This window comes from Novacetimonas hansenii, from assembly GCF_014843995.1.
In the GTDB taxonomy this organism is placed as follows: Bacteria; Pseudomonadota; Alphaproteobacteria; order Acetobacterales; family Acetobacteraceae; genus Novacetimonas; species Novacetimonas hansenii.
Window position 1 is genome coordinate 591347 of sequence record NZ_CP062147.1, and the last position, 18780, is coordinate 610126.

Consider the following 18780-nt stretch of genomic DNA (forward strand, 5'->3'; position numbering starts at 1 on the left):
AGGCATGACGACGGGTGCCCCACATCATCGCCCCTCCCCCCATTGCCCGACGCACCGCCGCCATCAGACACCATGCATATAGAGTCCCGTTCCTGTTCTTCTTCCCTTCGGGCATGGCGTAGCTTTGCCATCGTGCTGCTTGCGGTTGTGCTCTCGGGGGTGGGGGGGATGTTCGCCTTTATCGCAGGTGTGGATGCGTGGGATGTCCTGCCGGTGCATCTGCCGCTGTCGCGCGTGCCGACGGGGGGAAACGCGCGTTACACCATGGGCGCGCTGGCACGGGCCGGACGGTTTGATTCGGCCATGATCGGGACCTCAACCGGGCGGTTGATCCGGCCCGATGCGATGGGGGCGGAATTCGACGCGCGTTTCGTCAACCTCGCGATGAATAACGCCACGGCATGGGAACAGGACCGGCTGCTTGGGGTGTTCATGCAGGCCCATCCCGCACCACGGGTCATCATGCTCGACCTTGACCATCTGTGGTGCCTGTCCGGTGACGACGCCGCGCGTGGACCGCATGAACAGTGGCCGGAATGGGCCTATACCGCCCCGTCATGGCAACGATATGGGCATATGCTCGACCTGTATGCGTTGCAAGAAGCCGTGAACCAGACGCTTTACCAATTCGGGCTGAAGGCGGACCATGCAGGGGCGGATGGGTATCAGAGCTTTGTCCCCGATGACGCGCAATATGATCGTGCGCGGGTCAGCGCGAATTTCGCGCTGTGGCTGTCGGCCACGCCGGTTGCGTCGCCCGCCGCGCCGGTCGCGTTGTCCCCCTCACTCGCACTATTGCCCCGGCTGTTGGCGCGCATCCCGGATGATACGCTCAAGATCGTCTGGTTTCCCCCTGTCGCACGCGAAATGAAGGTGCATGCAGGCCCTGCCCGCGCCACGGCCATTGCCCGGTGCCGGGCGCGTATCATCGCGGACATGGCCCGCGTGCCCAACAGCATCGTGGTGGATTTCGATATTCCCGGTCCCATCGCCGATGTGCGTGACAGTTTCTGGGACCCGCTGCATTACCGTATGGGGGTTGCGACACGTATCGTGCGCGACCTTGCCATGGCGGTGCAGGACCCGGACCGTCCCGCCGACGAATATGTGGTGCGGGCCGCCCACCTGTCGCCCCATGCCCGTGACATGGCGCGCATCGTGCCCTGAACATGCCTTCGCCCTTCTGGCGGCGGCGGCAGGTCGCGGCAGGCGGAGGGGGCGGACATCCGGGGCCTGTGGCTGCGGTCTGTCTTTGCGGGCGGTGCTTGCGAGATGTGTTTTCGACCTGTGTGTTCGGGACCGGTGAGGGCGGCGGCGGTCTGGGCGCGCATCTGGGCGCGCATCTGGGGGGGGCGCGCTTCGGGGGAGCTTTTCGGGGGGCGAGCGGGCGGCCGTGCGATGCAATGCCCGCATGAAAGGGGTGGACACAGCTTCCTTCACGAGTCGTGGCCATGATGCGGGGCACGGCATTGCGCAGGGTGTGGGGTGGGCGGATGGCGGGTGTGGATTCTTTTTACCAAACAGGACTCGTATCTTGGCCTGCTTGGTCATATAACCGTTCCCCTTTTGGGGTGGTATGCGATTCCGTGGCGGTTTTCCGCCATTTTTCTGATTCGTCGCAGAACGTGTTCCGTACGACTTGCCAACATATTTCCCGACAGGTCTGTGGATAACTTTGTGTATAGTTTGTCGGGTGTGGGGATTGCGGGGGGATCACGCGGCATTTCCCGGTTTGTTCCGATGGATGTTCCGCCCGGTGTTCTCCTCCCCGCTATTCTCCTCCCCATCGTGGCCGCGTGGCAGGGATCATGGCACATCCTGTCCCTGTCCCTGTCCCTGTCCCTGCGTGCGCCAGCGCGGGCGGCCCACATCACAAACATTGATGAGGGACTGTTTGAAAACACATCATTGATAGAAAATAGGCAAAGTTTTTGGGTGCCGCCTTTCGATCGAAAAAGGCGGCGTCTTCTGAAGCTTTTTGGAAAAAGCTTCACCAAAAACTTTTATCATTTCAGTGTGTTATCGCGCCTGACTTTTTAAACAGCATCTGGAATGTCCCCGATGTCGTCTTTGCCACGCGATATGGCCTGCGTTGGCATGGACCCGATCGCAAGGCCCCGACTGACACGTCCCGAATGACACGTCCGGGGGGGCTGTGTCGGGGGATCAGGCGTCAGGCGCCGGTTCCCCAAAAGAGGGGAGGAGCCTACAGGATGGTGCAGGCCATGGCGGCCAGGTGCGATGGCGCCAGCAACTGGATCACCTGGCGGGAACGGTGAATGACCTTTTCCTGGTGAAACATGCTCATCAGGCGCGAAACGGTTTCCGTGGACAGGCCAAGATAGTCCGCAATGTCCGCGCGCGACATCTGGAGCGAGAACGGAAGATGGATGTTGCTGCCATTGTTGCGCGTCGCCTCACGCAGCAGGAAAGACGCCAGCTTCTCCCGCGCGGTCTTGCGCCCCAGCGCCAGCAGGCGGTCCTGTATCATCACCAGTTGCGCCGTCGTCTCCTCCAGCAGGCGTGACAGGATGTCCGGCGCATTGACAAGGATGTCCTCGAACATGGTGCGGCTCAGCCTGTTGACCGTGACATCGGTGATCGCCTCTGCCTGGAACATGTACACGTCCTGCGAACTGGTGCCCAGGATGTGGCCACTGCCGACAAACCCCACGATCTGGCTGCGGCCGTTGGGCATGGATTTCGACAGCTTCACCGTCCCGTGCCGGACAAGGAAGGTGTAATGCGCGGTGGCGCTTTCCTCGATGATGATGCTCTTGGGATGGAAACGCGTTTCCCGGCAGGTGGTGTGGTGCTTGTTGCAAAAGTCCACGATGTCGCGGCACAGGCGGTCAGGCATCGGGGGAAAGGAGGTGGGAAAGGACGGTGTGCCGTTGTGATCCGCCGGGGATGAGGGAGAAATAGTGCGCATCACGATGCTGTCTTCTTCTGCCGGTGAAAAGGGGAGGCAGACCGTCGGGGCGGCCTTTCTTGTGCAGGTCTGTCGCGGCCATCATGCGTTGCGGGCCGCGGCGCGACAGGGACGGGCAAAACCGTCATGGATGTCGCGGCTGGATGAATGTGGGCGCGAACGTGAAATGTCGGCACGGGATTGGCATGGGAATATCAGCATCACACATGGGACATGTCAATAAATTATGTATTTTTATTTAAAGATTCTTAAAAAATACATTAATAATTAAAATTACTTTTGGTAAATATCCATTGTTGTTACAGATTTGCAAAACATTTTGTGTAACATCACTCACCTGCACGTGCCTGATGCTGTAACACCGGTCATGGCGGCTGATGCCACATGGCGTGCGGACCCGTGCGTGGCCCCGTGCGTGGTCCATGTGTTTGTGGCCCTGTTGTTTATGGTCCTGTGGTTCTGTGCGGTCGGGGGCTGGCTACGGTGCGATGGTGGGCATGGCGGTGGTGGAAACCAATGTTCCGGGGCGGGCTTTTCCCATCAGGTGACGGGGTCTGAACCTTTTGGGAAAAGCGTCAGCAGCAGATTTTCACGATGTCGTGCGGCGGCCCGTGCGCGCACCTGTGCCCCACGCCCCACGCCGTATGCCGTGGGGCCTATACCTTGATCGGGTACGACGCGGGCTGCTGCGTCAGGCGGTCATGCGTGAACAGGTCGATGGTGCGTTCGACAAAGGTGCGGATGCTGTCCTCGCGCCCCTGTTCCAACGCAACGAGATTCTGCGCGATCATCCCCGCCAGCCCGTGGCTCATGGCGAAGATGCAGTGCCCCACATGCGTCGCATCGTCGGGCATGGGGGCGGCCGCGGTGTCGGACGGTGCGTCCACCGGTTGCGGGGGCGGGAACACGTCTGCCTCCACCAGGTCGCGCAGGCGGTTGAACGTGCGTTGTGCCGCCCGGCAGTAACGCGGGTGCTGTGCCGTGTCGCTGAGATAGCCGAACATCACGCGGTAAAGCTGCGTATGGCGGCATGCGAATTCCACATAATGCGTGATCGTGCGTTTCAGCGCGTCGTGCCGGTTGGTGGAACGGTGGACGATATGGCCAATCACCTCTGAAAATTCATCAAGGCAATCCGCCGCGATTTCCACAAGCAGCATGTTGAGCGAGGCATAGTGGTTGTAGAAATTGGCAGGCGCGACCCGTACCTCCCGCGTCAGGCGGCGTACCGACAGGTCCTCCAGCCGTTCCGTCTGCAAGATACGCAGCGTGGTCAGGCGAAGGTCTTCGGCCACATTGCCCTTGTGATACGGGCGCGGCATCGGGCGGGGCCATGAAGGGGTCTGTTTCATGTCAGGTATTGCATTTCTGATATCAGATTCTTGCATATCCATGACTTTACGTGGCCTTGGTCTGGGAATCGTGTAACGCACGGGCCACGCGATGTTTGCCCCACGGGCATGTCAAAGGGCATGCCACAAACGCACATGCCGACGAAAGGTGGGGGTGTAAATGGCGCCGGGCCATTCATGCCACCCCTTCGGACGGATCTTTAATGTAAAAAATAGTTAAGTTTGATCTGTGGCATGTCATGGGTCTCTGAAGCGGGATAACCTGTCGTCGGTTCCCTGATTCGCGTTTGGATGGGTCCGTGACGTGGAAAAGGGGCAGATTGGTAAGGCGTGAAATAATTCCTATGATTGGGCCTGTTAACCCTTAAAGCATGCACAAAGCCCGGAAGTCCATGCAGGCAATGCGGGAAAATCAGGAAATTATTCCTTCTTGTCGCGGCATTGCCCTGGCGCGTGCAATGTGCTGATACAGTCCGGGCAACAGGCAGGCAGCATGCTGCATTGCATGTGATTATGTCGATATGATGGCCATGACCCGATTTCGTCCATGGGCGTGAATTATGTTGCTTGACACGCTCTGGGGTGGTCGGTAGATGCTTTTTTAACCAATATTAACAGCGTTCACAAACGTCTGGAATCAGGTGTCGATCCAAGGGGCCATCCACGTTGTTCCTGATGTGGGTGCGGCAGGTGCAAAGGCCGGTCCGGCCTGATTCCGGCACGGGTTCGCAGGCAGATTGCATGGATGTCGGGGCCGGTCCCGGCTGTCCCCGGGGATTTGAAGGGTGGCCGACAGTGTCCGGGATGTTCCGGGCGGACGGGTGTATCTCAGTTTATTGGAATTCCGAAACGATGTACGGGCGATGATATACAGGGCGATCCTGAAACGCTTGCGTCTTGAGCAGCTTGCGCGCGTGCCCGCCGTTTCCGCCGCGTCCCCTTTCGTGATGATGGCGGTCGGGGTTTTCCTGATGCTGATGGCCGGCGGGGTCACGATATCGACCACCAGCCAGGCTTTTGTCACGTGCGGGACGGTTGGGCTGTTTCTGCTCCTCAAGGGACGCAAGGGGCGCGGCGTCACCTGCTTTTTGATGATGCTGTCCCTGCTGGTGTCGCTTCGGTACATGGTATGGCGCCTGACCACGACGCTGGAATTGCATTCACCCTTGCAGGCGGCGCTGTCGCTGCTGCTGGTGGCGGCGGAACTCTATGCGCTGCTGACGCTGTGCCTCAGCTATTTCCAGATGTCATGGCCGCTGGACCGCAAACCGCTGCCGCTGCCTGCCGATACCACCGACTGGCCCGTGGTCGATGTGTATGTGCCGTCGTATAACGAGGAACTGTCGCTTGTGCGCTCCACCGTTCTGGGTGCGCTTGCCATCGACTGGCCCGCGGACAAGCTGAATGTCTACATCCTTGATGACGGGCGGCGCAAAAGCTTCCACGCCTTCGCGATGGAGGCGGGCGCGGGCTATATCATCCGTGACCAGAACAACCATGCCAAGGCCGGCAACCTCAACCACGCCCTGCGCGTGACGGAGGGGGAATATGTCGTCATCTTTGACTGTGACCATATTCCCACGCGCGGCTTTTTGAAAAAGACGATCGGCTGGATGATGGCCGATCCAAAGCTGGCGCTGTTGCAGACGCCGCACCATTTCTATTCCCCCGACCCGTTCCAGCGGAACCTTGCCACCGGGCAGAACGTGCCCCCCGAAGGCAACATGTTCTACGGGCTGGTGCAGGACGGCAATGATTTCTGGGACGCCACGTTCTTTTGTGGGTCGTGCGCCGCGATCCGCCGTTCGGCGGTGCTGGGCATTGGCGGGTTCGCGACCGAAACGGTGACGGAGGATGCGCACACCGCGCTCAAGATGCAGCGCGAGGGATGGCATACCGCCTATCTGCGCCAGCCGCTTGCCGCCGGGCTGTCGACCGAACGCCTGATGCTGCATATCGGGCAGCGCGTGCGCTGGGCGCGCGGGATGCTGCAGATCATGCGGCTGGACAATCCGCTTCTGGGGTCCGGCCTGCGGTGGCAGCAGCGGCTTTGCTATCTTTCGGCGATGTCGCACTTCCTGTTCGCGATCCCGCGTCTGGTCTTCCTTGCCTCCCCGCTGGCGTTCTTGTTTCTGGGACAGAACATCATCGCCGCCTCGCCCTTTGCGATCCTTGTCTATGCCTTCCCCCATGTCTTTCATTCCATCGGCACGCTGTCGCGGGTGGAGGGGCGGTGGCGCTATTCCTTCTGGAGCGAGATCTACGAAACCACGCTGGCGCTGTTCCTTGTGCGGGTGACGATCATGACGCTGCTGAACCCGCGCAAGGGGGAATTCAACGTCACGGACAAGGGCGGCCTGTTGCAGAGCGAGTATTTCGACCTTAACGCGGTCTATCCCAATGTCATTCTGGCGGTGATCCTGGCGCTGGCGCTGGTGCGCGGCATTGGCGGGATGATGTGGGAATATCATGACCGACTGGCGTTGCAGTCCTTTGCGCTCAATACGCTGTGGGTGGCCGTCAGCCTTATTATCGTCCTCGCCTCCATCGCGGTGGGGCGCGAAACCCGCCAGATCCGTCACAAGCCGCGCGTGCGCGCAACCCTGCCGATTACGCTGATTGATGAACATGGGCAGCATTACCATGCCCATACCAGCGATATCTCGCTGGGGGGGATTGCGGCGCGCCTTTCGACGGAACATGCCCTGCCGACACAAACGCGCGTCACGATGCTGTATCACAATGAAAAAGACGGCATCGACGTGCGCATCCCCGCCGTCATCCTGTTTTCCAAGCCGGGGCAGCTGCACCTGCAATGGAGTGTCGATGACCTCGACGTGGAACGCCAGATCGTGGAGTTCATGTTCGGGCGCAACGATGCGTGGTCCAACTGGGGCGATTTTCAGCCCGACCGTCCCGTGCGCAGTTTCCTGATGGTCCTGCGCAGTATCGGCGGCCTGTTCCGCCGTGGCCAGCGGCTGTTCCGCTGGCAGGCCCCGCAGGAAGCGCCGCTGGCGGAAAGCGAACATGTCGAAGAAGAAAAACTGGAGAAGAAGAGCCTCGTGCTGAAACCCGTCCGACGGAGCGCCCGCCACGGCGCCACGGCTTCGCTCATCGTGCTGCTGGGACTGCCGGCCGCGATCGCGCCTTCGCTTGCGCAGGCTCCTTCCCGTGCCACGCCCGTTGCAACCGAACAGGGGGCCACCCCGGTGGAACCGCCCCCGGTCAACGCGCCGCCGCCGCCCTCCCTGCCGCAGCCGCCCGGGACGTTGCCCACCCCGCCGCAGATCGCGCCTGCCTCTGCCGGGGAACTGCTGCCAGCCGCGACGGCGGTGTCCCTGCCGACGGGGCCTGCCACGCAACAGATGCGCGAACGCCTGTCCGAACGTACGGGCGTGTCGCCTGCGTCGCCCTTTGGTGATACCAACACCGGCGCGCTGCCCGCCGACCCGTCGGCCCCGCCCATCGACCCCGCCGACGCCGCACGTGTCGCGGATGGCGAAATCACGCGTACCTCCACCTTCCGCGACCTGGGTCTGGCCACCGGGCCGCTGACGTTGCGCGGGTTTTCGCCGTTGCAGGGGCTTGATGTCATCGTGCCCGCCAACCGGGTGGTGACGCGTGCGCGCATCACGCTGTCGGGCGCGCTGTCGCCCTCCCTCCTGCCGGAGGCAAGTGCGGTCAGCGTCACGCTGAATGAACAATATGTCGGCACGATCCGTGTCGATCCCGAACATCCGCGTTTCGGGCCGATCACCTTTGACATCGACCCGCTTTATTTCACGGGTGACAACAAGCTGAACTTCCACTTCGCGGGGGAATATCGCCGTGACTGCAACGACCTCTATAACGAGGTGCTGTGGGCGCGTATTTCCGATTTCTCCACCGTGACGCTGACGACGACGCGCATCGCCCCCGACCGCAAGCTGTCGTACCTGCCCGCGCCGTTCTATGACCCCAACCTGCGCACGCCATTGCGTGTGCCGGTGGTCATGCCCAATCCCGATGCGCACGGGATGCTCAAGGCATCGGCGCTTGTGGCGTCATGGTTTGGCAAGCTGGCGGATTTCCGCAAGGTATCGTTCCCCGTTTCCACCACGATCCCGGCGTCGGGCAATGCGATTGCGATCGGGGAAAACCTGCCGATCGACGCGCGTGGCACCCGCCCGACGGGGCCGACCCTGTCGGAAGTGGAAAACCCCAATGACCGGCTGGGCACGATCCTTGTCCTGACCGGCCGCAACGCGCAGGAAGTGGAGGTCGCGGCCCGCGTGCTTGCCTTCTCGTCCGACACGCTGGGTGCGGTGGGGACGAAGGTGGTCAATGACGTGACATTGCAGCCGCGCCATCCGTATGACGCCCCTGCTTTTGTGCCCACGGACCGCCCGGTACGCTTTGGCGAACTGGTCGCCGCAAGCGACCTGCAGGGGGGCGGGTTCGCGCCGCCGGTCATGGCGCTGCCGTTCCATCTGCCGCCCGACCTGTATTCATGGCGCAACCGGCCCTATCCGATCGACCTGTGGGTGCGCACGCCCGGTGGCCCGGTGGTGGATCTGGAGACATCGCGCCTTGATGTCCACCTGAATAACAACTACCTCGACAGCTTCACGCTCAAGCCGCCAAGCCTGTGGGCGGCATGGTCTGAACGGCTGGTGAACCAGCATGCCGGCGCGGTGGAACATGCCGCCGCCCTGCCGCCATGGCTCCTGTTCGGGCAGAACCAGTTGAAGTTCAGCTTTGACGCCCGCCCGATCGACCGTGGTGTGTGCCGTCGCACCCCCGATGACATCCACATGAGCGTGGATTCCGATTCGTGGCTGGATTTCCGCCGGGGTTATCATTTCGCCCGCCTGCCCAACCTGTCCTATTTCGCAGAGGCGGCGTTCCCGTTCTCGCGCATGGCCGACCTGTCGGAAACGACGGTGGTCGTGCCCCATCATATTGATGCGGGCACGGCGGGCACGTTCATGGACCTGATGGGCTTTTTCGGTGCGACCACGTGGTATCCGGCCTCTGGCGTGCAGGTGGCCGATGTCAACGACCTGTCCGAACACCCGCCGCAGGGGGACATCCTGATTCTGGCGACGGCGGGGGATGCGCCAAAGTTCGAGGAACTGTTGACGCGTGCGCCGTATGAACTGACGGATGGTCATATCCGTGTGGGACAGCATATGGGCCTGCAGGGGATCTGGTACCTGTTCCAGGACCATGACCATGCGGGATTGCAGGACGGGGTTCAGGCCAACCTGAATGCACCCATCGCGGGTGCGGGCGTCCTGCTGGGTGCGCAGTCGCCCTATCGTTCGGACCGGTCGGTCGTGGCGCTGATGGGGGACACGCCGTCGCGCATGCATGATCTGGTCATGGGCCTGCGCAGCAAGGAGGACGTGCCGCGTATCCAGGGTGATCTGGTGCTGCGCAATGGCGACAGGCTGACGAGCTATCGCACCGCGCCGACCTTCACGATGGGATCGCTGCCGTGGTGGATGTGGCTGGACTGGTATCTCGGGACGCGTCCGCTCACGCTTTATGTGCTGGGTCTTGTGGGGGCGGGTCTTGTGGCGGCGGCGGCCGTGCGGCTGTTGCGCCGCCGTGCGCAGCATCGTCTGGAGGAAGCCGCCCGGGTCAAGGACACGACCGACGCATCGCACTGATACGATGCGTCGGGAGATATGTCCGGGGATATGTCCGGGGCTGTGTCCGGGCATGATGTCGCGCTGGGGCGGCCATGCGCCGGGGCGTGGGAATGATTGAGGGAGTTATTGAGAGATGAGCGCACTTCTTGCAGGCCTGACACTGCTGATCATCGGGGACAGCCATGTTGCCTTCAAGGATTCGCTCCTGTCGGTACTGCCGGACGAATTCTCGCGTCAGGGGGCGAAGGTCGTGACGTATGGCGTATGTTCCGCCACGGCGGCGGACTGGGTTGTGCCCAATCCCAATAACGGGTGTGGGGCGACGCAACGCATCGGTGATGAACCGGTGCGTGCGCCGGACATGAAACCCGTCGCCCCGCCAGAGGTCACGGGCCTGATTGCAAAATGGCACCCCAACGCCATCATGGTCATCCTTGGTGACACGATGGGCGCCTATGGGCAGGACACCGTCTCTGCCAGCTGGGTGGAAGAACAGGTGAAGACCCTGACCTATGCCATCGGCAAGACGGCGTGCCTCTGGGTTGGGCCGACCTGGGGGCAGTACAGCCCCCGCTATGGCAAGAGCGACCAGCGCGCGAGTACGCTTGCCGCCCTGCTGAAGGCCGATGTCGCGCCGACCTGCACCTATGTCGATGGGACGCAATTGATGGCGAAAGGCAGCGTCAGCACCACGGACGGCATCCATGCCACCGCCGCAAGTTACCGCGCATGGGGGGATGCGATCGTGCGCGCCACCCTGCCGGACCTTGAACGGATAAAGGACGCGGCCCCGCCCGCGACGCCCTGACATCGCTGCGCCCGCCCGCATCGCTGTTCCTGCCGCCTTTGCCCGCATTCCCGCGCCACATGTGAAATACAGGCCGATGCAACAGATGACCGCCATCACGCCAGCCCGCAGCACATGGCGCGACGGGCTCCGGCAGGAGTTCTTTCCGCGTGACCGTCGCCGTGACATCGACGGGCTGCGCGCGCTGGCGGTTGCGGCGGTGGTGCTGATGCATGCGCAATGGCTGCGGGGCGGGTTTGTCGGGGTGGACATCTTTGTCGTCATATCGGGCTATTTCATGGGGCGTTCGGCGCTGATGCAGGACCCGTTCCAGCCCGCGCGTTTTGTCTGCAGGCGGCTGTACCGCCTGTTACCGGCATTGTTATGCATGGTGGCCGTGATTTCGGCGGGGATGTTGTGGTGGGTGCTGCAAAGCGACCGCGCCGATATCGCGCTTAACGGGGCCTATGCGCTGGTGTACCTGTCCAATATCTGGGCCGCGGGGCATGTCGGTTATTTCGAGGGTCAGGCGCTGGCCTATCCGTTCCTGCATACCTGGTCGTTATCGCTGGAGATGCAGTTTTATGGCGTCATCTTCCTGATCGCGGTGATGCTGCCGCGCGTGCGGTGGCGTATGTACGCCATCTGCGCCATCTGTGTCCTGTCGCTGGGCCTCAGCGTGCATGACCATGTCATGGGCGATGGGCAGGGATATTACCGTATCGCCGATCGCATGTGGCAGTTCTGCATCGGGGCGATGGTCTGGATGCTGCCCCGGCCGCGCCTGTCGCGCATGGTGGCCAACATGGCCTATGCGCTGGCGCTTGGGGTGCTGGTGGGGGCATGCGTGTTCTATGTGCGTGATTATGCCTGCCCGTCATGGCTGATGGTGTTTCCATGCCTTGCGGTTGTGGCGATCATCTTGTTGCCGCACACGGATGTGGCGCGCTTTACCCTGGGGCCGGTGTCGCCGCTGGGGGTGATTTCCTATTCGGTTTACCTGTGGCACTGGCCGGTGATCGTGCTGGCGAATTACCTGCTGATGTTCCAGGTCGCGGGCCTGACGATGGCGGGCGTGCTGGTGGTGGCCATGCTGGCGGGCCTGATGAGTTATGTTTTCGTGGAACGGGTTTTCCTTGATTACGAGGGACGGGTGAACGTGGCGGTGCGCAATCGTGGGGCACTGGCGCTGGTATGTGCCTGCGGGCTGCTTTCGGCGGGGTTGGGATATGTTTCGTACATCTCGCGTGTGCATTGACGTGCGGGGCGACGTACCCGTGGGCAGGGATATGATGCGGTATCATTCAACCATGCCGGGGCCTGTCGTGCCCCGTCTCCTTCCCGCGCCAGGCAGGCGTGGGCCGCGCAGATGCGCCGTCCTGCTGGGTGCGACGGCCCTGTGGGGCATGACGGTCGGTGGCGTTGCGACCGGCGGGGTCGCAATGGCGGGTGTTGCGGTACTGTCCGTACCGGCCACGGCCTGGGCACAGGCGGATGCCTCCGCCTTTCGCACGGCCGCGCCCGCCTCGTCCCCTGTTGCGTCCCCGGCCGCGACCGCACGCGGGGTGCGCACCGCCGCACTTGATCCGGCATCGCTGGAAATGCGCTCCGTCTCTTATGCCCCGGACCCGGCGTCGCTTGCGATGCGCTCCGCCCCCTCCGCCCCGGTGGTTGCCCCACCCCCTGCCGTGTCGGCTGCGCCCGCCCCCTCGGCCCCGATCACATCGCGCCCGCAATCCGGTGTGCCGGACCCGGCCGCGCTTGCGATGCGGCCTGCCCGGCCGGACCCGGCATCGCTGGAGATGCGTTCCATCCCGTCCGCGACGCCTGCCGCGCCGACCTCGACATCAGTGGCGGCAGGTGCTTTTGCGCCTGCGCCAGCAACGCGCAGCATCCTGACCCCGACGGCATCTGCGGCCAGTGCGCCCGCCAAGCCCCCCGTCAGCGCACCTGTAGCCGCGTCCGCCAGTGCTTCGGCCAGCGCCCCGGCCAGCACGCCCACCCCCGCATCGGGCGAGACATCGGCCAATGCCGGGGGCGGCGTGAATGCGGATGTGGATACCGGTGACGACGCGGCCCCCGATGCGGCGGCTGCATCTTCCGCACCACTCCCTCCACCGGTCCCGCGCAGTCCCACCCCGGCTGCGTCTGCGACCAGTGTGCCTGCCAAGCCCCCCGTGAGCGCACCTGTAGCCGCGTCCTCCAGTGCTTCGGCCAGCGCCCCGGCCAGCAGTCCCACCCCCGCATCGGGCGAGACATCGGCCAATGCCGGGGGCGGTGTGAATGCGGATGTGGATACCGGTGACGATGTGGCCCCCGACGCGGCGGCGGCATCTTCCGCACCACCCCTCCCACCGGTCCCGCGCAGCCCCACCCCGGCTGCGTCTGCGACCAGTGTGCCCGCCAAGCAGCCCCCCGTGAGCGCACCTGTAGCCGCCCCCGCCAGTGCCCCGGCCAGCACGCCCACCCCCGCATCGGGCGAGACATCGGCCAATGCCGGGGGCGGTGTGAATGCGGATGTGGATACCGGTGACGACGCCGCCCCCGATGCGGCGGCGACATCTTCCGCACCGCCCCCCCCACCGGTCCCGCCCGGCCCCACCCCGGCTGCATCTGCGACCAGTGCGCCCGCCAAGCAGCCCCCCGTCAGCGCACCTGCACCTGCCAGCGCCCCGGCTTCAGCCCCGGTCAGGCCCCCCGCCCGTGCATCGGCACGCGTGCCCGGCCCGGCAGTGGACGCTATGGGGGCGGACAATGCCGCGGCGGATATGGGGAACAGCGGCGGGAGCGCGGCCGGTATGGCGTCCGGCGTGCCTGCGGGGATTGATATCGGGGACACGGGTCCGATCTATGGGCGGCGGGAGGCATCCGCGCCACAGACGCCAGAGGCGCAGGCCCATCCCTATATCGTGTCGGATCAGGAGGAATCGAGCGCGCCGCTGGCCGCGCCCGCCACCGACATCACCTCCATGGATGCACAGCGCACGCAGGCCATCGACGCCGAGACGCAGCGCCTTGCCCATGCGACGGCAATTTTCGACCTCCTGCTGGAGGAAGGGCATTACTGGCTGGCGCATCATGACATGGTGCGCGCCCATGAAACCGTCCATCGTGCATTGCAGATCGACCCCGAAAGCACGGATGCGCTGTTCCTTCAGGGGCGTATCCAGGTGGGGCGTGGCGAATTCGCCGATGCGACGCGGCTGGCCAATGAACTGGCGCGCCATCAGGGCGTCGCGGACGAGGTGGCGCAGCTTCGCGGGATGATCCGCACCGGGCCGGTCAATGAAAAACTGCTGGCCGAGGCCCGTGCCCTTGTCGCGCAGGGCAAGATGCATGACGCGATGGTCAAATATCGCGAAATCTTTGGCCATGGCGAACCGCCGCCCGAACTGGCGATGGAATATTACCGCATCCTTGGTGGCACGCCGCTGGGGTATCAGGAGGCGCGGACAAAGCTTGCGGATTATGTCGCGCGCAACCCGCATGACCTTGATGCGGCGCTGACATATTATCAGGTCCTGACCTATCAGGCGGTTTCGCGCACGGACGGGATGGCCGGGCTGGAACGCTTGATGTCGGGGCATGTGCCCGCAGGTATCCATACCGAGGCAATGGCCGCATGGCGTGGCGCGCTGTTGTGGGAACCGGTGGCGGGCCAGACGATCCCGCTTTATGACGAATGGCTGTCGCTGCATCCCGATGACGGGGAAATCCGCGCCCTGCGCCAGCGCGCCCAGGCCGAGCAGGGGCGCCTCGACAGTGCGAATGACCGCATGCAGGGCTATACCCTGCTGGCGCAGCGGCGCTATGGCGATGCGGAGGCGCTGTTTCACAAGGCGCTTGCCATTGATGACAAGGACATAGAGGCGATCGGCGGCCTTGGCTTTGTGGCTGAATCGCGCGGGCAGCGTGATCGCGCACGGGCGTATTTCCTGCGTGCCCGTGCGCTGGACCCCGACCACAAGGCGCGCTGGGACGCCGCGATCAAGAGTCTGGAGGGATGGTCCTCGGCAGGGCGGGGGGGGCATGGCGGTGCGCCGGACCTGTTGGTGGCGGACATTGCGCGCGCCATCGCCCTGGGGGAGATCGGACGCGCGCAGGAAGGGCTGGCGGTGCTGGCCCGGCGCAAGGGCAGCGCGCTGACGCTGTTGTCCCTGCAGGGCGCGCTGGCGCGGCGTGAAGGCAACATGACGGAGGCGATGCAGACCTATCGCACCATCTTGCACCGCTGGCCGGACAATACCGATGCGCTGTTCAACCTTGCCGATATTCTGGCGCAGAACGGGAATGTGGACGAAGCCCGCGCGCTGATCCCGCGTCTGGGCCGTGGGCATGAGGCGATGGTCGCCCATCTGGAGGGGCAGATCCTGGGCGCGCAGGCCGAACAGGCGGCCACCGATGACGAACGTATCAGCCTGTTGCTGCGCGCGGTTGGGACCGACCCGCGCAATCCGTGGCTGCGTCTGCACCTTGCGCAGGCGCTTGACCGGACCGACATGCCCGAACGCCGCATGCAGGCGGCCCGTATCATGGAGGCCCTGACCAACAGCCCCAAGGCCAGCACGGAGGCGTTGCAGGCGGGCATGATCTTTGCGCTGGACCATCATGACGACGCGACGGCCGCGCGCCTGCTGGCGCGTATCCGTGCGGCCGACAGGTCCAGCGATGTGGACGCGCTGGCCCAGCAGATCACCCTGGCGCAGCAGGTGCGGGACATCGACGCCGCGCCGCATTTCGACCGTGCGGGGCTGATGGCGCTGGCGGATCGTGCCGATCCCAACGGTGTGCGTGGCACGATGGTTGCCAATGCGTTCATCGATCACAACATGCCGCAGGTCGCGCGCGATGTGCTGGCGCGTGAAGAAAGCCTGACCCCCGACCCGCAACCGTGGGAGATGCTGTCCTATGCCGGGTTGTACCTTCAGGTACACGACGCCGCCGATGCGCGTCGCTGCCTTGAGGTGTATGACCGGCTGGTGCGCAATCCCGACATGCATGCCACGGCGGATCAGGCGCGCCTGCGGACGCAGCTTGGCCTTGCGCTGCACATACTCGACGCCGAAGGGGCGGATGCCCAGGGCCATCCCCGGCGCGCGCAGGCCGCACTTGCGCCGTTGCTGGCGCAGTATCCCAACTCGGTTGACCTCCACCTTGCGATGGGCCGTGTCTATCAGGCGCGGGGGGAACCCGCGCGCGCTCTGGCGGAGGACCAGGCGGCGTTGCATATCCAGCCCAACAATATCTATGCCCTGGCCGCCGCCGCGCGCGATGCGGGCGGGACGGGCGATATCAAGGTGGCGCGTGCCTATGCCGGGCGGCTGGCGGCGATTGCGCCCGACAGCCCGCTGACATGGGAAATCCGCGCCGAACTGGCCCGTATGGACCATTCCATGCGCGATCAGCTTGCGGATCTGGATCATGTCCATGCACAGCAGTGCGACATGTCGGGCGTGGTCCATTGCGCGCGGCGTGAAAGCCTGAAGCCGGATTACCGCTGGCCCGATATCGACAGCCAGTATGTCAACCTGCGTGGCGCGCAGTTGCCCGATACGTACCATTACCTGCATCACGATGACCAGATACAGGCCACCGACCGGCAGCGTGTGTATCTGCGGGATTCGATTTCACCACAGCTTGACGCCAATACCTTTGTGCGCAGCCGCACCGGTACGCCCGGCCTGCGGCAGCTGACGGAATTCGCGGTGCCGATCACCGCAACCCTGCCGTTCGGGTCGTGGGATCACCGCCTGTCATTTTCCGTGACGCCCACGCTGCTGTTTACGGGTGATCCGCTCGACAATGCCACATCCGCGCGGCAGTTCGGGACGGTTGCGGTCAATGGTGCGCACGGGTGGGCATACCATCATTATTATACGCAAGGAGTTGGGCTGAACCTCAGCTACTTCAACCGCTGGTTCAATGCGGATGTCGGGTCGTCGCCGCTGGGCTTTGCGGTGGCGAACGTGGTGGGGGGCGTCGAATTTTCCCCCCACCTGACGGACAACCTGATCCTGCGCATCAGTGGCGGCCGGCGGATGGTTACGGACAGCGAACTGTCCTATGCCGGGGAACGTGATCCGGGCACGGGACGGACATGGGGCGGTGTCACCCGCAATTTCGGCCATGCCGCGCTGGAATGGGGGGAGGCCGGGTGGAATGCCTATGCCGGGGGTGGGTTCGCCTATCTGCAGGGGCATAATGTCGAAGGCAATACCGAGACCGAGGCCGGGGCCGGTGGCAGCGCCACAGTGTGGCAGTATCACGAACGCCAGCGCCTGCGTGTGGGGGCGGACCTGATCTATTTCGGGTATAAAAAGGATTCCTATTTCTTCACATGGGGGCAGGGAGGCTACTTCTCGCCGCATGAATATTTCGCGGCGATGGTGCCGGTGGAATGGTCGGGCCATACCGATCGCTGGACATGGTTCCTGCGGGGCGAGGCGGGATATCAGGATTATCACAGCAGGGGCGCGCCCTATTACCCCACCAGCACGCTGTTGCAATCCGAAGTCATGGCACCTGGGTCCTATGGCGGGTATGGGGCCAGTGGCCTTGCGGGGAATGTGCGCGGGCGCGTGGTCTATCAGGTGGACCATCGTTTCCGCGTCGGGCTTGAAGGGGGCTATACGCGTTCTGGCCCATGGTCGGAAACCGACGGGATGCTGCTGTTCCATTATGCCTTTGACGGGCAGTAAGAGCCTGTTGGAAAACAACGCATTGATAAAAAATAAGAAAAGTTTTTGGGTGCCGCCTTTTTGAAAAAAGGCGGCGTCTTCTGAAGCTTTTTGGAAAAAGCTTCACCAAAAACCTTTATGATTTCAGGGTGTTATTAATCCTGACTTTTCAAGCAGTCTCTTGAAAAAGGCGATATCGAAGCACGCCCGTTGTCATGGGGCGTTCATGGCACGGCAACCGGCATATCCTGCTCGGGCCGCAGCCCGAGCAGGATGGTGCGCGTGATGTCCAGCGCACGTATCAGGCGCGGCGGGTTGCGATGTATCTTGAACGCCACCGCATTGCCCAGCCAGTAATGGAACAGTTCGCGCGCGACATGTGCGGGTTCGATGACCGGGCAGATGGAGCCATCGTTGACGCCCGCGCGTATCCCCCCGTCCAGAAGCGCCACAAGCATGTCAATTCCGCGTTCCATGACCACGCGCATGCCATCGGACAGTTCGCTGACCTCTGACCCGATCTTGACGATCAGGCATTTCTGGCGCGGGTCGGGATTGGACTCACGCTCTGCCCATGATGACCAGTACGCCATCATCCGTTCCATCCCCGTCAGGTGCGGGCGGGACAGGAACATGCGGATCGCATCGGCATGTTCGCGCATGTTGTACTGCAAGACCTCCTGACCGAAGATATCCTTGGAGGAGAAATAATAATAAAACGAACCCTTGGGCACATGGGCGGCCTCCAGCACGTCATTGATGCTGGTATTGGCAAAGCCTTTCTGTGCGATCAGGGGCCATGCCTGTTCCAGCAGCCTCAGGCGCGTGGTGGCTTGCATCGGGGTGGCGGCCATGCTGACGGGCTATCTCCTTGGCAAAGGTCGGACGGCATGTGGCATGCGCGCGGGTGTGGGGTGCAGTCATGCGCATGTCGTGTGACGGTGGTGGAATGAATAAAAATAAAAACATACTTGTAATATAAATGTTTATTATCGTGCTTCCTGTGTTTATTTAACCTTGAATAATAGATTTGATGCCCATCGCGTGAATAGCAGGTTTGAACACTTTTGTCAGGTGCCATGAATGTTGGGGAGTGTATCATCACGTGTCAGGGCCGATGCATATTCACGCCCGTTACGTGATTTATGGCGCAAACCCCTGCCGCAGGGATGCCAGGCGGTCGGTTGTGATCCGTAGATGGAGATGGATATTGGCGCATGCGGCATCAGATTTATCGTAACCATATGATAAACAATGTGAAAATAAGGGGCATAAAAAATACATATAAATACGTTTAATATGTATTAAAACGAACTTGAACTGTTTAATGTTGACATCCTCCCCTTGGCGCATATGATGCAGGCCAAATCGAAACCCATGACTGCCATAGAAGGTC

Annotated in this window: 13 protein-coding genes; 8 read left to right on the top strand and 5 right to left on the bottom strand. The window is 62.8% G+C overall.

Features of this window, described 5'->3' with window-relative positions; genetic code table 11:
- Positions 1-72 precede the first annotated feature (72 nt).
- Positions 73-1167, top strand: coding sequence for a hypothetical protein (locus IFJ82_RS02500; protein WP_141313027.1), 1095 nt, complete (start codon positions 73-75; stop codon positions 1165-1167).
- Positions 1168-1740: 573 nt separating this feature from the next.
- Positions 1741-2040, top strand: a complete 300-nt coding sequence (locus IFJ82_RS02505; protein ID WP_192265504.1) for a hypothetical protein — start codon at positions 1741-1743, stop codon at positions 2038-2040.
- A 166-nt stretch (positions 2041-2206) separates the two neighbouring features.
- Here IFJ82_RS02505 and IFJ82_RS02510 read toward each other — a convergent pair whose 3' ends face one another.
- Positions 2207-2932, bottom strand: coding sequence for a Crp/Fnr family transcriptional regulator (locus tag IFJ82_RS02510; RefSeq protein ID WP_003621567.1), 726 nt, complete (start codon positions 2930-2932; stop codon positions 2207-2209).
- On the opposite strand from IFJ82_RS02510, the gene IFJ82_RS02515 reads away from it, so the two are divergent.
- Entirely contained in the window at positions 2925-3155 is a 231-nt protein-coding gene (locus IFJ82_RS02515) for a hypothetical protein (protein WP_003621568.1), read from the top strand. The two genes, IFJ82_RS02510 and IFJ82_RS02515, sit on opposite strands and share 8 nt — an antisense overlap.
- A gap of 120 nt (positions 3156-3275) precedes the next feature.
- Entirely contained in the window at positions 3276-3599 is a 324-nt protein-coding gene (locus tag IFJ82_RS02520; RefSeq protein WP_192265506.1) for a hypothetical protein, read from the top strand.
- On the opposite strand, the gene IFJ82_RS02525 is transcribed toward IFJ82_RS02520, so the two are convergent.
- Complete coding sequence (locus tag IFJ82_RS02525; RefSeq protein WP_003621569.1) at positions 3589-4284, bottom strand: TetR/AcrR family transcriptional regulator; 696 nt, start codon at positions 4282-4284, stop codon at positions 3589-3591. The genes IFJ82_RS02520 and IFJ82_RS02525 overlap by 11 nt on opposite strands.
- Positions 4285-5147: 863 nt before the next feature.
- Between IFJ82_RS02525 and bcsA the strand changes: the two genes are divergently transcribed.
- The 3 genes from bcsA (at position 5148) to IFJ82_RS02540 (ending at position 11965) form a co-directional block, all read left to right on the top strand.
- Complete coding sequence (bcsA, locus tag IFJ82_RS02530) at positions 5148-9938, top strand: UDP-forming cellulose synthase catalytic subunit (RefSeq protein ID WP_062809547.1); 4791 nt, start codon at positions 5148-5150, stop codon at positions 9936-9938.
- Positions 9939-10053: 115 nt separating this feature from the next.
- Positions 10054-10728 carry an SGNH/GDSL hydrolase family protein gene (locus tag IFJ82_RS02535; protein ID WP_062809546.1) on the top strand — a complete coding sequence of 225 codons (675 nt, stop codon included), beginning with the start codon at positions 10054-10056 and terminating at the stop codon, positions 10726-10728.
- Positions 10729-10804: 76 nt separating this feature from the next.
- Positions 10805-11965: an acyltransferase family protein gene (locus IFJ82_RS02540; RefSeq protein ID WP_003621573.1), complete on the top strand. Its 1161-nt coding sequence runs from the start codon at positions 10805-10807 to the stop codon at positions 11963-11965.
- 42 nt (positions 11966-12007) lie between these two features.
- On the opposite strand, the gene IFJ82_RS02545 is transcribed toward IFJ82_RS02540, so the two are convergent.
- Together IFJ82_RS02545 and IFJ82_RS15655 are read right to left on the bottom strand one after the other, a co-directional pair.
- On the bottom strand, positions 12008-12280 hold the full coding sequence (locus IFJ82_RS02545; protein WP_192265508.1) for a hypothetical protein: 273 nt from the start codon (positions 12278-12280) through the stop codon (positions 12008-12010).
- 42 nt (positions 12281-12322) lie between these two features.
- On the bottom strand, positions 12323-13546 hold the full coding sequence (locus IFJ82_RS15655) for a hypothetical protein (protein WP_225578745.1): 1224 nt from the start codon (positions 13544-13546) through the stop codon (positions 12323-12325).
- On the opposite strand from IFJ82_RS15655, the gene IFJ82_RS02555 reads away from it, so the two are divergent.
- On the top strand, positions 13506-17405 hold the full coding sequence (locus IFJ82_RS02555; protein WP_225578746.1) for a cellulose biosynthesis protein BcsC: 3900 nt from the start codon (positions 13506-13508) through the stop codon (positions 17403-17405). The genes IFJ82_RS15655 and IFJ82_RS02555 overlap by 41 nt on opposite strands.
- A gap of 203 nt (positions 17406-17608) precedes the next feature.
- On the opposite strand, the gene IFJ82_RS02560 is transcribed toward IFJ82_RS02555, so the two are convergent.
- On the bottom strand, positions 17609-18238 hold the full coding sequence (locus tag IFJ82_RS02560; protein WP_192265512.1) for a TetR/AcrR family transcriptional regulator: 630 nt from the start codon (positions 18236-18238) through the stop codon (positions 17609-17611).
- Positions 18239-18780: the final 542 nt, after the last annotated feature.